General features: G+C 27.1%; 12 protein-coding genes. 1 reads left to right on the forward strand and 11 read right to left on the reverse strand.

All coding sequences use genetic code 11. The annotated features are described in order from the left end of the window. Positions 1-121: 121 nt before the first annotated feature. The 9 genes from ABDZ71_RS08460 to ABDZ71_RS08500 form a co-directional block, all read right to left on the reverse strand. Entirely contained in the window at positions 122-2,218 is a 2,097-nt protein-coding gene (locus tag ABDZ71_RS08460; protein ID WP_343760719.1) for an insecticidal delta-endotoxin Cry8Ea1 family protein, read from the reverse strand. A 695-nt stretch (positions 2,219-2,913) separates the two neighbouring features. Beyond that, positions 2,914-4,707, reverse strand: coding sequence for an ASKHA domain-containing protein (locus ABDZ71_RS08465; protein ID WP_343760721.1), 1,794 nt, complete (start codon positions 4,705-4,707; stop codon positions 2,914-2,916). After that, a complete protein-coding gene (locus ABDZ71_RS08470; RefSeq protein ID WP_343760723.1) occupies positions 4,700-5,731 on the reverse strand; it encodes a methylcobamide:CoM methyltransferase MtbA in 1,032 nt (343 codons plus the stop codon). Before ABDZ71_RS08470 ends, ABDZ71_RS08465 begins: the two co-directional genes overlap by 8 nt. A 14-nt stretch (positions 5,732-5,745) precedes the next feature. Then, positions 5,746-6,402: a corrinoid protein gene (locus ABDZ71_RS08475; RefSeq protein ID WP_343760727.1), complete on the reverse strand. Its 657-nt coding sequence runs from the start codon at positions 6,400-6,402 to the stop codon at positions 5,746-5,748. 136 nt (positions 6,403-6,538) lie between these two features. Further along, positions 6,539-7,609, reverse strand: a complete 1,071-nt coding sequence (locus ABDZ71_RS08480) for a uroporphyrinogen decarboxylase family protein (RefSeq protein WP_343760729.1) — start codon at positions 7,607-7,609, stop codon at positions 6,539-6,541. A 165-nt stretch (positions 7,610-7,774) separates the two neighbouring features. Further along, positions 7,775-8,644 (reverse strand): uroporphyrinogen decarboxylase family protein, encoded by an 870-nt coding sequence (locus ABDZ71_RS08485; RefSeq protein WP_343760731.1) that lies wholly within the window; start codon positions 8,642-8,644, stop codon positions 7,775-7,777. Between the two features lie 18 nt (positions 8,645-8,662). Then, on the reverse strand, positions 8,663-9,574 hold the full coding sequence (locus tag ABDZ71_RS08490; protein ID WP_343760733.1) for a GTP-binding protein: 912 nt from the start codon (positions 9,572-9,574) through the stop codon (positions 8,663-8,665). A gap of 409 nt (positions 9,575-9,983) precedes the next feature. Continuing rightward, positions 9,984-11,447 (reverse strand): NADP-dependent glyceraldehyde-3-phosphate dehydrogenase, encoded by a 1,464-nt coding sequence (locus ABDZ71_RS08495; RefSeq protein ID WP_343760734.1) that lies wholly within the window; start codon positions 11,445-11,447, stop codon positions 9,984-9,986. Positions 11,448-11,511: 64 nt separating this feature from the next. Continuing rightward, on the reverse strand, positions 11,512-11,832 hold the full coding sequence (locus ABDZ71_RS08500) for a winged helix-turn-helix transcriptional regulator (RefSeq protein WP_343760736.1): 321 nt from the start codon (positions 11,830-11,832) through the stop codon (positions 11,512-11,514). A 264-nt stretch (positions 11,833-12,096) separates the two neighbouring features. Here ABDZ71_RS08500 and ABDZ71_RS08505 point away from each other — a divergent pair, with 264 nt between their 5' ends. Then, the gene (locus ABDZ71_RS08505) at positions 12,097-12,768 is read left to right on the forward strand and encodes an NAD(P)H-dependent oxidoreductase (protein WP_343760737.1); all 672 of its coding nucleotides are present in this window, start codon (positions 12,097-12,099) and stop codon (positions 12,766-12,768) included. A gap of 137 nt (positions 12,769-12,905) precedes the next feature. On the opposite strand, the gene ABDZ71_RS08510 is transcribed toward ABDZ71_RS08505, so the two are convergent. Both ABDZ71_RS08510 and ABDZ71_RS08515 read right to left on the reverse strand, forming a co-directional pair. Beyond that, positions 12,906-13,244, reverse strand: a complete 339-nt coding sequence (locus tag ABDZ71_RS08510) for a four-helix bundle copper-binding protein (RefSeq protein WP_343760739.1) — start codon at positions 13,242-13,244, stop codon at positions 12,906-12,908. Between the two features lie 101 nt (positions 13,245-13,345). Beyond that, the gene (locus ABDZ71_RS08515) at positions 13,346-14,743 is read right to left on the reverse strand and encodes a hypothetical protein (RefSeq protein WP_343760741.1); all 1,398 of its coding nucleotides are present in this window, start codon (positions 14,741-14,743) and stop codon (positions 13,346-13,348) included. Positions 14,744-14,760: the final 17 nt, after the last annotated feature.

Here is a 14,760-nt window from a genome sequence, read left to right on the forward strand (position 1 = left end):
TAAAAGGTAACTTTTATACATACTTAAATATTTTTTTAATTTTTACTTTTACAATATAATATATACAAACAATAAAAATAGATAGATTGATTTCTATTCAATCTATCTATTTTAGCTCATATTAAGGATAATTTCTTGTAACAGTAACAGTTACTGCAACTCCACTTTCATTTGTTACAGTATTTCTCGAATCAATTTGTTGTTCACCGCTTTCTGGATCTATAATATAAGATGGATCATCTGTTATATTGGTAGGATTCAATTCTATATTAGAGATAGCAACTTCTCCTCCATTAGCATTTTCTATTCTTATTAAATTAGCTCCTTCTTTTAAAGGAATTTCAAGTCCATCTATAATTTTATATTTTCCATATTCTCCTTGAATTCCTGTATTATTTTTCTCTACATTTATTTCTCCAATTTTACTCTCTCCTGAATATACTGCTAACTTAGAATCAGTATTACAAGAAATTCTAAATCTTAACTTATATTTTTTATTATATAATGAATTTAATGAATAGGTCATAGAGTCACCTTGTTTTGAAGTCTTCATAGCATTTCCACCAAACATATGCTCTATTTGAGACGTAAAACCATTCTTTTTCAAATATTTTTGAGATGAAAATACAGAAATTGAATTATTAGCAACATTATTTGCTGGAGTCAAGCGTTTTGGTCTAAATCCAAATACAAATCCTGATACATTTATTTCATTGCCTGGATATGTGCTTGTACCAAGTGGATTTATAGAAGATAACTTATTATTAGAATAAGAATATTCTGTACGTTTCATAGCTGGTGGTTTTCCATAAACTCTATGATACCAAGAACCATAATTTTCTTCACCAGTTGCAGTTTCATGATCAAAATGAAGTCCCCATGGAATAATTTCAGCATCTGCTACAACCTTTGTTATTGAATTAGGATTACTTAAACCAGTATCAGTCACATCACCATTTCCAGTAAGCCATCTACGAGTTCCTCCACTTCCTCCAAGAGAATATGGCCAATAATTTTTGCCCACATTTCCCCTATTATATACTGGAGTTATTCTATCTATTCTATCGTAGCTCCATATATCAGCTCCAATAAATTCTCCAAGATAATCACCATTTTGATAACCACCTCTTGAAAAATTTATACTCTCTCTATTTGTAGCTCCTGTTTGACGACCAATTATGTTACTATATATTTCTCTTGACATTTGAAAACTAACATTTTTATCATAAATATCTGGATCCATATACTGCCACATAGAAGCAAAATCTAATACATTAAGTTGCATAAATCTTTTATAATCATTAACATAATTCCATTGCTTCTTAGCTGTCATTTCTGCTACATGTCTACTATTGTTATCATTCAAATCCCCATTTGCACCTTTTCCATTTATAGCATACACATTTTTAGAATCTTCAATTCTTTTTCCTAACCCTTCTTTATATACTGTGTTAATATAATTAGTATATTCATTAATTCTTTCTTTAAGTCTTCTTTTGTATCCATTTATCGTACTAGAATCATACCCTCTTGCTTCAGCATGTCTTACCATATCACTAACTATAATCAAATTAAAATTAGCTGTAATTGTATATATTGGCAATAATTCCGTTCTATGTGCTCCTCTATTATTTTGACTTTTAAGTTGTCCTAAAAGCTGTACAAATAAACTATCCAAAGTAGTAAATTTTCTTTTAATTTCTGAAGGCGATTTTTCTTCATCATTAAGCCATTTTATATAGTCTTCACATACATTTCTTATTCCATTTATTTGTTGAGTTTTAAGTCCAAAATCATAGTCTTTTAAAGAATTATTAATCATTTTTTGTACTTGTGGTTTTATTGCTTTCCAAATATAATCGTTATCCGCATAGGGCCAAACTAAATTCATAAGTGGTGTAATAAGAAAAGTTTTTGCTTGATCATACCCTGGAGCAGAAAAACTTCCAATTGCTGCATTAGTAATCTGTTTAATTATTTCTTCTACTTTTTCAATAGGCATACTTCTATTAAAAATATTATCTTCTACTATTTCTCTTACTTTTGTTGGATCATTTTCTCCCTCTAATTTATCTATCAAATTTTTCATGTCATTACTAAAAGTGTTAGTAATTTCTTTTGGTATTTCCATTGCTTGTACACTTGTAATACTTGAAAAAGTAAATTGTGAAATTATTGTTGCTACTAATAATAAACTTGCTACTTTTTTCTTATTCATTTTATACTCCCCCCCATTTCTATATACATTTTATTAAGTTATATAAATGTAAAAGTATTTTGTTATAATTCCTTCTTACTTAAAAAATAAATATTTATTTTATGTAAATACTTAACAAAACATATATATCATTAATAAATTATTTGCATTTATTAAATGTATTTTATCATTACTAAAAATTTCTGTGTATACACCTATCTTCAAATATAGTTTTTTATTCCTAAACGTTATATTTTGTAATATTTTTGTTACTTTTAGCTATATTATTTAAATATATTATAAAAAATTAATATATAAGACAAAAATTTTAATAGATAACTCTATATAATCTTCTATTGTTTAAATTCCTTAATTTTAATCTAATAAATTCATTCAAAAATTTATAGACTAAAAAGCAATTCCATATTTTAAAACTTGGAATTGCTTTTTAGTTTATATAGAAATTTTTCTAATGAATTTTTATTTTATCTAGTATTAAATAAAATAAAACTAATTATTATTTATATTAAGTATAGTTGCCTTTGGTCTAGACATTGATTCTATAGAATATCTTATTCCCTGTATTCCCATTCCTGTTAGTATACATTTGTAAGTCAGATTTTTTGATTGGAGTACAAGTTATTAATTTAATAATTGTTAAATTTTTTTAATCAACACTTCTATCAAATTTCCTTTAAAAGTTACCATCATATATATTAACGTGAAAATAAAAGACATTCTGCAAATAATCTTTCATATCCTTTTGATGCTCCAAGCTCCATATAATCTATCTTATGTGCTAATTTCTCAATTCTCTTTTTTACATCTGAAGACATAAGACACATATAAGCTCCAGTTTTAGATGAATTGCCTACATATTCTAATTTATTCTCCACTTCTTTTGGCAATATTCCAATTCCAACTAAGCTATCAGAAGATAAGTGGGCTCCAAATTGACCTGCTATAACAACTTTATCAAGGCTATCCATATCAATATTTGCTTTTTTTAGTAATGCATAGAATCCTGATAAAATAGCTCCTTTTGCCAACTGAACCTGTCTTACATCTGATTGGGTAATTAACAATTGTTTTCCCCTATTATCTAAAACAAATTCTCTTTTTCGCCCATTTAATTGAATCATATCATATCTGTAATCTGACTCATCTATCTTTTCTTTTTTTATAAAAGCTCCATCTTTTTTTACAAGTTTTGTTCTAATTAACTCCTTTACAACAGCTAATATTCCACTTCCACAAACTCCAATTGGCTCTTTATCCCCTATAACTTTAATTTCAATTCCCTTCTCAGTAATCTTCACATCTTCAATTGCACCTTCCGCAGCTCTCATTCCTGAGCTAATATTCATTCCCTCCAAAGCTGGTCCTGCTGCACAAGAACAAGATAAAAGTTTTCCATGATTAGATAGAACTATTTCTCCATTAGTTCCTATATCTATAAATAAAACATTTTTCTTAGCTTCTTCTAGTTTTGAAACATAAGCTCCAGCTACAATATCTGCTCCTATATAAGATGAAACTGATGGAAGACAATATAACCTACAAAAATTTGACCCTATTAATCCAATATCTTTAGATTCTATATTTTTAGATTTTATAAACATTGGTGCAAATGGAGATTTTCCTATATAAGTTCCATCAATCCCTAAAAGGAAATGCATCATTGTAGAGTTTGCTGCAATTGAAATTTCATAAATATTTTTTATATTTATATTTAATTTACCACACATATTTTTAATGATTTTATTAATAGCATTCACAATTACACTTTGTAATTCTTCCCTAGATCCATTGGGATTCTCTAATTCATAGGTTATTCTAGTTAAAACATCAAGTCCAAACTTCTTCTGTGGATTGATTGTTGAATCTATAGCTAATTCTTTTCCAGTTATCATATCAATTAAGGAAACTACTACTGTAGTAGTTCCAATGTCAATTGCAACTCCATAAAGCTTGTCTTTAGTGTCTCCTATTTCAATACCTATTAATTCCTTATTATTAAAAACCCCTGTAACTTTACCATGTAAAAACTCATGTTCTTTTAATATATTCCAATTAATACTTTTAATATTAAAAGTATCACAAATAGAGTCTTCAAAAGAATTTTGATTATCTAATGTAGGCTTTTCTATATTAAAAACTTTTTTATAGATTGAAGGCTTAAATTCAAATTTTGGTATATACCCTGTTGTAAGTATTTTATGCTTAGTTTCCTTATGTAAAATTTCAATAACAATATCTTCCTTTGGAGTAACTAAGCAAGAAAGCCTTATACCTGAATGAAGTTCTTCTTTTTTTAAAAGTTTCTTTTCCGTATCGGAAATTTCTTCTAAGTTTCCTTCTAAAACTTTAACTTTACACTTTCCACAAGAACCTTTTCCATTGCATGGATTATTCACAAATATTTCATTTTGAAGTAAAATTTCTAATAAACTTTTATCTTTTGAATATTCTAAAGTTCTATTTTGATTCTTAATAAAAATCTTAGGCACTATTTTTTCCATCTCCTTTTTTTAAATAATTGCACATTGCTTTCACATTTTCTAAAGGAGATTTCATTCCAAGCCCACAAGCAGGAGAGATTATATTTGATCCATCTTTTATACACTTTTCAGTTAATCTTTGTATTTTTTCAGGTTCACCAAATTCAATAGTATAGGTACTTACATTTCCCATTAATATTCTATCTTTTAAATTTTTTCTTGCATCTATCATATTAACAATGGAGTCAAAACTTAAAACATCACTTTTTATTTCATTCATCTCATTATAAACCCTTTTCATTTGTCCACATATATGAACAATTACAGCTTTATTTTCTTTATGAATACTATCTACAATTTTATTAATATATTTCACTGCAAATTCATTAAATAATTTTGGTCCTAAAATTTCTCCTGTACCACTAGGATCTGATATTGCAATTATATCTGCTCCTGCCTCTATTTGATTTTTGGCAAAATCAATTAAATTATCTGCAACAAAATCAACAAATTCATGAGCCTCTTTATTACATTTCCTTAATTCTTTATAAAAAGTAGAAGGCTCCATTATAGAACTTGCAGTACTTATAGGTCCAGTTAAATTCCCTACAATTGGAACATTATTTTTTTCTTCTTTTAAAATTTTTATTGCATCAATAACTACTTTATCTCTTTCATTTTTATAATCATATCCAATAATGTTTCTCCATTCTTTTACAGAATCAATTACATATTCTATAACATGAGGCTCATAAATATTGGTTCCCATATCTACTTTTGCTCCAAAACTTTCTGCTTCAACAGTCATACAAAAGGGAACACCATAGTTTTCAAAGCAACCCTTTTCATAAGATGCTTTTGCTAAATCTGCCATGATTTTTGGATTTGTATGAGCTTTTTTAAAATCAATTCCAAGACTTTCAATAAGCTCTGTTGTTATCATATTCATCATTCCTCCTGGACAAATACAAGGAGGTCTATCAACTTTTTCTTTTTTTAAAACCCTATTTAATCGTTCTTTGGGAGATATCATATCATCACCTCTTTCTATGCCACCTTAAGTAATTTTTTCACTAGTTTAACTGCTTCTACTGCATTAGTAGAATATCCATCTGCTCCAATAATATCTGAAAACTTCTGTGATATTGGTCCTCCACCTATAATTACTTTAACTTCATCTCTTATGCCAGCTTCTTTTAATAGTTCAACAACTTTTCCCATTCCTCCCATTGTTGTTGTCATTAAAGTTGACATACATACAAAATCTGCATTAATTTCTTTAGCCTTATCTACAAAGCTTTGTAATGGAACATCTCTTCCTAAATCAATCATTTCAAATCCAGCTGTTTCAAGCATAATCTTAACTAGATTTTTTCCTATATCGTGAGTATCTCCTTCAACAACTCCAATTACACCTTTTAATTTTTCTTTTTCTATTTCCTCAATAGGGATGTGCGGTCTTAAAACTGACAAACCTTCATACATTGCATCAGAACATAATAATACATCTGTAACAAAATACTCTTCTTCATCATAAAGCTCACTTGCACGATTCATTCCATCTACAAGTCCATCTAAAATACCTTCTGTTACTGAATAATCCGTTCTTAAGTATTCATTAGATGCCTCTATAACATCATCTTCTTCCATTTCTAATACACCATCAGATAATCTTTTTAATAACTCCTCTTTTGATATTGACATTGTAATTCCTCCTTAGTTAATAAACATATACCTTTAACAAAATATTATAAATTCCTAACTTATTTTTTCATTTTCTTATATTTAAAAACAATAACATGTCTATAGCTCTTAATTAATTCTTTCTAATATTTTATATTCAAGAAAAATTTTTAGGATCTAAAGGCCATTTACCATACTTTCTAGCAGATTCCATAAATTGATCTATATTTTCAAGTGGAACACTACCTGAAAGATCACATCCAGATGCTAAAATATACCCGCAAGGACTGTCATAGGCCTTCTGAATGCATTTTTTCACTGCTAAATCTACTTCTTCTGTAGTTCCTAAAATTAATTTTTCCACTGGGTCTACATTACCAAGAATCGGTACCTTATCTCCTATTTCTTTTTTTGTATATTCAAGATCTACTCTATTATCAATACTTATCATATCGCAACCAGATTTAACCATTTCCCCTACTATTGATGTTGTATCTCCACAAATATGATAACAAACCATACCTTTTGCCTCATGAATCTCCTTCATAAGCTCTATTGTATATGGCAATACAAACTCTAAATACTGTTTTTTATTAATAATTGTTCCAGATGCTATTGGATCACATAGTAAAATAAGCATACCTTCTTTTATAAATTCTTTATATATCATTTTTAATCCATCAGTACAAAACCTAATAAGTTCATGTAATTTTTCAGGATTTTTTCTAGTTGCCCTTAATAAGTTTTCTGTTTTATAAACACTGGCAGCTGCAGTAAAGGGACCTGTTATTAAAACACCTGTTGGAACTTCATGGCCTATTTTATCTATCAGTATTTTCCCTGCTTCTAAATGAAGCTGAAATGCTTTATCATTTTTAAGTTCTAATTTAGACATATCTAAGGAATCAACATCGTTTAAATCTTTTAAAACATAATCAATGACAGCTGGTACTGCATCTTCTGGGTCACTTAGTTTACTTCCTAATGCTACACCTACACCATGCAAACCATATTCAACAACAGTTAAGTCATTTCCAAACCTTTCATAACAAGCAATTTGGGCTTTTGCTTCATTTAATGCTGTACTTCTTTTTTCTTTATGTGTCATTCCTAGTGCAAGCCCTGACATGGAACAAGCAACAGGCATTGCTAAAATTCTGTCCATAGGTTGTCCTGTCATAAATGCATTTAGTCTCTCATTTGGCGTCATCTTATCCTCTTTGTGCATATAATCAACCTCCATAAGTAAAATATTTAATAGGTTATTCTCTACAAGTTCTTCTGTATATAAATTGGATTTGAAATAAATATCTATAATTTATTAACCTCAAATAAATCTACACTTAAAAAATTCTAAATATAAATTTCAACAAAAGTGGTACCTATGTTAAATTTAAAGAAGCTTAATTGTTTTAATTATTCCATTTTTAAGATTAAAACCTTTATTTTTAATACACATTTGACCTACAAATTTTGCTTTTCCAATAGTTTTAATACAAGCTTCAGAATATTTCATAGGTTGTCCAAGTTCTATATCTTTCCACTGGGCTTTATCTGTTCCTAATAACGCAAAAGTTGTCTTTGGACAAAGAAGTACTATTGTTTCATTTTTAATAACTTCTTCTACTTTTTTTAATAAAGGATAAGTAAACATTTCTACTGTTTGCTTTGAAAATTTAGGTCCTAAAATGTTTAGAGCACCAGAAGAGTCAGCATAGCTTATCATATTAACTCCCACTTTTTCAGCTTCTTTTATAAACATTAATATTTCATTTTGAAATTTATTAAATATGGACTGCATGACATCAGGATTTTTCCTGAAAACTTTAAAAATATAACGTGGCTCAATTAAAACATTCATAATTGTAAAAGGCCCTGAAACATATAGCATCACATTTTCACCTTTATCTCTTAAATGTTTACAAGCCTTTAAAACTTCTGCTATTCTTCCCTTTGAATAATCAATTGAGGGTAAATTTAATATATCCTCTGCTTTTTTACAAATATAGTCTTTAGCTCTTGGTCCTATTTTTTCATCCCCTAAATTGATAATTCCACCCATTGCTTCCCCTTCAACGGTATGACAAAAAGGCATGGTACAGAATGCTTCACCATCATATTTTTTTAATTCTTCTGATATCAAAGCCATACTATTCCAATTTTTATAAGCTTCAGGAAATTTCAAACTTAATTTCTTAGTAACTTCTTGATTAATTCCTACAGAATTTTGATATGTACATTTAAAATCAATAATTTTCCCCACATTAATTCCTCCGAATCTTCACCTGAAAATTTCTAATATTTCTTGTTTTTTTAATTTATTACCGATCACAACTATTTTTGTCTCATCACATTTGTCTAGATACTTTAAAGAATTATGATAGGGAGTATAATCAAAATAAATAAATTTATTATTTTTAAGCTGTATCATCCCTTTTGCTCTTAAAATAAATCCATGTTCCTTGCTACTAAAAAAACTTAATATTTTGCCAAACTCCTCTTTTGAAAAAACTCTTAAGTTACTACATGAAACAGTATTAAATACTCTACTTGCTGGAAGCAATCTACGTTTTTCCTTTACTTCAACATTACAAGTTTTAAATCCATTTATTATCTCAATTATATTTTTGCCATCATTTAAATACCAATCTTCCTCAAGAATAAATGCTTTCTCATTATATAATCTTATTTTTGAAATTACTGTTTGAAATTCATTATGTTCTACTTCATTAATATGACTAAATAAAATGATATTAGCATTTTTGATTTGATCTAAATAGAAACTTCCAAAGTTTTCTGAATAATCCTGAAATGTACTTACATCTACAATAGTTATTAAGTTGTTTATTTCTATATCAAAATCAGAATTTTGCGAAAAATTCTCGCAAGACTTTACAATCTGTGATAAGCTTCCCACGCCAGATGGCTCTATAAATATATTATCTGGATTGTAATTTAAAATTAATTCTTTTATTCCTTTTTTTAAATCGTTTACTAAACTACAACAAATACAACCAGCATATATTTCTTTCACAGTAAATTTATTTTTAACTAAATCCCCATCAATTCCAACATCTCCAAATTCATTTTCAATTAAAGCAATTTTACCTTCCATATTTGAAATAACTTTTTTTAAGAAAGTAGTTTTTCCTGCTCCTAAAAATCCAGAAATTATATTTACTTTAGTACTCAAAATCAGCATCCCCTTAAAATTCTTATGCTTCCAATAATACAATTTTATCTTAAACATCTTTTATAGACTCTATTTTAAATCTACTTTTCTAAGATTAATTAAACAATTCTAAATTTTGTAATATTTAGTCTAATTGTATCATTTCATATCATATTTGGTCTAATCATATTTTCTTATAATTAAAAATTCATCTATAACTTATTTTTATATTTTAATTAATATTCTATTTAATATTCTCCATATACATACTATATTTTCATTATCTTTAATTAATCCTAATAAATTTATTAAATTCTAAAAAAACAAAAGCATAAAAAAACAATTCCACATATAAAATTGGAATTGTTTTTTATTTTTTAAAATATTTGTTTATTTATTTTCACTTTAAATAAATAAAGAATTTATTTTACTAATTATTATTTATATTAAGTATAGTTGCCTTTGGTCTAGACATTGATTCTATAGAATATTTTATTCCCTGTGTTCCCATTCCTGATGCTTTTACTCCTAAGAATGGAAAATGATCCGGGCCTCTTTCAGTTTTATTATTTATTTGAACTGTTCCAACTTCTAGTTTATCAGCAACATAAAAGGCGTCATTAATATTTTCTGTAAAAACAGAGCTTTGAAGTCCATACTGTGATTCATTAGCTATTTTAATGGCTTCATCCTTATCTTTTATTCTTATAATAGGAAGTATTGGTCCAAAAGGTTCTTCCCAAGCTACTCTCATATCTAAAGTTACCTTATCTAAAAGTGTTGGATAAATTAAATTTTTTTCTCTTTTTCCTCCCGTTAATAAATCAGCCCCTTTTTGTTTTGCATCTTCAATTAGATTCCAAACAAAGTCAGCTGCTTTATTACTTATTAAAGGAACTATATTAGAATCTTTTTTTAGGGGATTTCCTACAATAAGATTTTTCATATTTTTTTCTATCTTCTCTACCAATTTATCTGCTACTTTATCTATAACTAGAACTCTTTTTAATGCTGTACATCTTTGACCTGAATAAGAAAATGCACCTGAAACTATATTTTTAGCAGTTAAATCTAAATCTGCATCTTCTAAAACAATAGCAGCATCTTTACCTCCAAGTTCTAAAAGAAGTGGAACCATAGTTGTTATTTTAGATATTCTCTTTCCTACCTCTGTGCTTCCTGTAAAGTTAATAAAATTTATTCCTTTATGAGTAGTTATATAATCTCCTATTTCACTTCCTTTACCAGTAACTGTATTTAAAACTCCAGCTGGAACTCCTGCATCTTCAAAAGCTTTAGCTAAGTATAATCCTGAAAGACTTCCCTGAGTTGCTGGCTTTAGTATTACAGTATTTCCTGCAACTAAAGCTGGTGCTATTTTAGATGCTGATAAATTCACTGGATAATTAAAAGGAGAAATTGCAAGAACTACTCCTAAAGGTTCTCTTTTTACTATGGAAATTTTATTATTCTTAAAACCTGGAAAACTATCTCCTGGAAGAGTCTCTCCAGATAAATTTTCTGCTGTATCTGCAGTAAATCTTATAAAATCAGCAGTTCTTGACACTTCAGATTTTGCACTTTTTTTATCTTTACCAATCTCTATCATTAAAAGATGAGAAAGTTCATCTATATTTTCAAGTAAAATATCTGCTGCTTTGTAAAGTATTTCTGTTCTTTCATTTATAGTTTTATTTTTCCAATCCATTTGAGCTCTTTTGGAAGATTCTATAGCAAAATCTACTTCTTCTTTACTCATAGCTGGAACTCTTCCTATTAAGGAATCATCCAGTGGAGAATGTATCTCAATATATTTATTACTTTCACTTTTAACCCATTTACCATCTACAAAATTATTAAAATTATTGTTCTCATCTTTTATATAGTTAAGCATAAATATCACATCCTTAGTTTTAAATTAATCATATAAGAAAGCTTGCATATTCTTCCTTAGTGAATTATAAATATTTTTGTCCCCACTTAAAAATGTCATTTAAAATAGGTATTAAAGTCTTACCTTTTTTTGAAAGACAATATTCAACTTTAGGTGGAACTTGAAGATATTCTTTTCTAATTATTAAATCATCTTTTTCTAATTCTTTTAATTGGGAACTTAACACTTTATGTGTAATATTAGGTATACTTTTTTTAATTTCACCATATCTTTTAACTTCATCTACTGCTAAATGCCATAGTATAACTAGCTTCCACTTTCCAGCAATCATATGCATTGTAAGTTCCATAGGACAAGTTATTCTAGTGTAATCTCTTTTTTCCATTGTTATCCCCCTTATATGCACTTAATTAACTTAGCATATTTCTAATATTTTAAAACATCCCTTATACTTACCTTTAGTATAGTATCTTACAATAAAGTGCATACTTTCTTTTATTAGAATTATTATATATAATAATATCATATTTAGTTAATAAAAATAATCATTTAACTACAGATATTTATTAATAATCTTTAAAAATTAAATTAACACTTTTAATAGTATTTTGCTCAAAAATAATTATTATATTAGAAAGAAGGTATTAAAATGAAAACTTTGAAAGAACAGATTATAGATTCTTATTATTTCCGTCATGCATGCAAAAAATTTGATGGGAATAAAAAAATTTCTGATGATGACTTTAATTTTATTTTAGAAACTGGTAGGCTTTCTCCTAGTTCCTTTGGATTTGAACCATGGAAATTTTTAATAATACAAAATAAAGATTTAAGGAAAAAATTAGCTCCTATAGCTTGGGGAGCTAAAGATAAGCTTCCAGATGCAAGCCATTTTGTAATTATATTAGCAAGAAAAATATCGGACATGAAGTACGATTCTAATTATATTGATAATTTTATGAAAGAAGTTCAAAAACTTCCTAATGATGTAGTAGAAATGAAAAGAAATTTTTATAAAGATTTTCAAGAAAAAGATTTTAAGCTTTTAGAAAATGAAAGAAATATTTTTGATTGGGCCTCTAAACAAACTTATATTCCATTAGCTAATATGATGACCTCTGCAGCTCAAATTGGTATAGATTCTTGTCCAATAGAAGGCTTTAATAAAGATAAAGTAGAAAAATTATTAGAAGATGAAACTATTTTAGATACAAGCAAATTTGGAGTATCTTGCATGGTAGCCTTTGGATACAGAGAAAATGATCCAGAATTTTCTAAGACAAGACAAAGCATAGATAAAATAGTTAAATGGATAGATTAAATTAAAAAGATAATTTTTTATTATCGTATCTCAATTTATAAAAAATCCAAACTTTACAAGAATAAATTAATATATTATATTGTGATTAGTTAGTACACAACAAGGGATATTTCAAATTTTTGAAATATCCCTTTAAATTATTCAGCCATAGTTTTACATTCTATTGAACAACGGTTACAAACTTCAACACAATCCCTAAAATGACTTTCACTATGTTTTGAACATTCCTCTTTGCATTCTATGCAAATTTTAGAACATATAGAACAAATTTCTGTTGCAAATTCACTATCTCTTGACATAAACTGACCTGCTAAATTACAAATATCAGCACAATCTCTAGTTAAGCAATTATTCATTTCTTCTGTGTTACTCTTACTTAAACATTCGTTATCACAACGTTCGCATATTTCAGCACATTCAAAACAAACTTCTATGCATTCTTGATACATTTTATTTTTTAGCATTGTTTCAACCATAAATAAAATTCCTCCTATTTTGTTATCTTCTAACTTAGCTTTAACAAATGCTAAAATAATATGTATCTAATTTATAAGCAAATTTACAGATCTATCTGTAATTATTTTTTAAATTTAACTACATTCAAAGAGTTATTACCATTTACTGTATTAGTTCCTATAGAGTCAGGATTTATTATAACATAAGACATTGTGTTACCATCTCTGCTCCATTGAACTGAATCTTTTGTATTTCCTATATATATTTTTTCTTTTAAAAGGATTCTATTAATAATATTATTATCATTAATACGAGCTACATATAAATTATGCTTTCTTGAAAAATGCTTTTCTTTTGATTGAGTTAGATAAGCTATTTTTGTTTTATCTGGTGATATCCAAAAACTAGGTGCTCCTCTTATTTCTGTTTCTATTCCTACATTTGGAATAAGATTAGTAAATTTATTTTTTTCTATATCATAATTAAATATTCCATCTTTACCATCCACATTTCCATTAAAAATTATATTTTTTCTACCATTTATAAATTTATAATTTTGAAATCCTATATAATTTTCACTTGGATTAAGCTTAGTATCATTAGGTAAAATCATAACTTCATCAACCTTTTTGGTTTCTATATTAACTTTAAATATACCCTGTCTCTCAGATTTTTCATTTTCTTTATTAACCTTAACTCCTCCAAAGTAAATTTCTTTTCCATATTTATAATAGTAACCATATTCTACTGTACTAACTACATTAGGATCAATATTAATTTCCTTTGTGTTTTTATTTTTTATGTCATATAGGTATAAAGTATGTTTTGTTTTCTCTCTTATTTTTTTATACTCATCTTTACTAACATCACCATCAAGCCAATTTTTCTTTCCTATTAAATATTTTCCATCTTTTGACCAATTACCAATAATTTTTTTATCAACTGAAACTGAAGTATTATCTTTTAAATTATATATATAATCAAAATTCAATATTTTACCATTTTTACCCTTTGAATCAATTCCAGTATAATATGCACTATTATAATACAACTTACTATAATCAGGAGAAATATATGTATGTAAATTATAATTATTTATATCCTGATTTTTATTTTTTAATGGACTTTTTTCTAAAGTTTTAAAATTTAATTTATATACTTTACCATCTACATCATTTTGTGCTTGTTCATATTCTTTAGGGTTCATATCAGTAATATCTTTATCCTTATATTTTTTCATATATTCATCTTTAGTTATACCTAGATTTATTAAAAGTTCATCCTCTGATATAACTCCTAATACATGATTTATTCCTTTAATATTTTCTCTTTTTTGAACTATTTCCAGTGGCTTATTTTCAGTAATTTTGCTTGCCATAGATTTTTCCGTAACTACTACATTATTCTCATTTAAATAATCTGTATAATCTTTTAGATAACTATTTACTATATAAGTTGTTCCAATTAAAACTACAGGTATCATAGTTAATATTGCTCTTATTTTTAATTTGCCTTTCATTTTTAACCCTCCCTTAT

The sequence above is a fragment of the Clostridium oceanicum genome, from assembly GCF_039521385.1.
GTDB lineage: Bacteria > Bacillota > Clostridia > Clostridiales > Clostridiaceae > Clostridium_F > Clostridium_F oceanicum.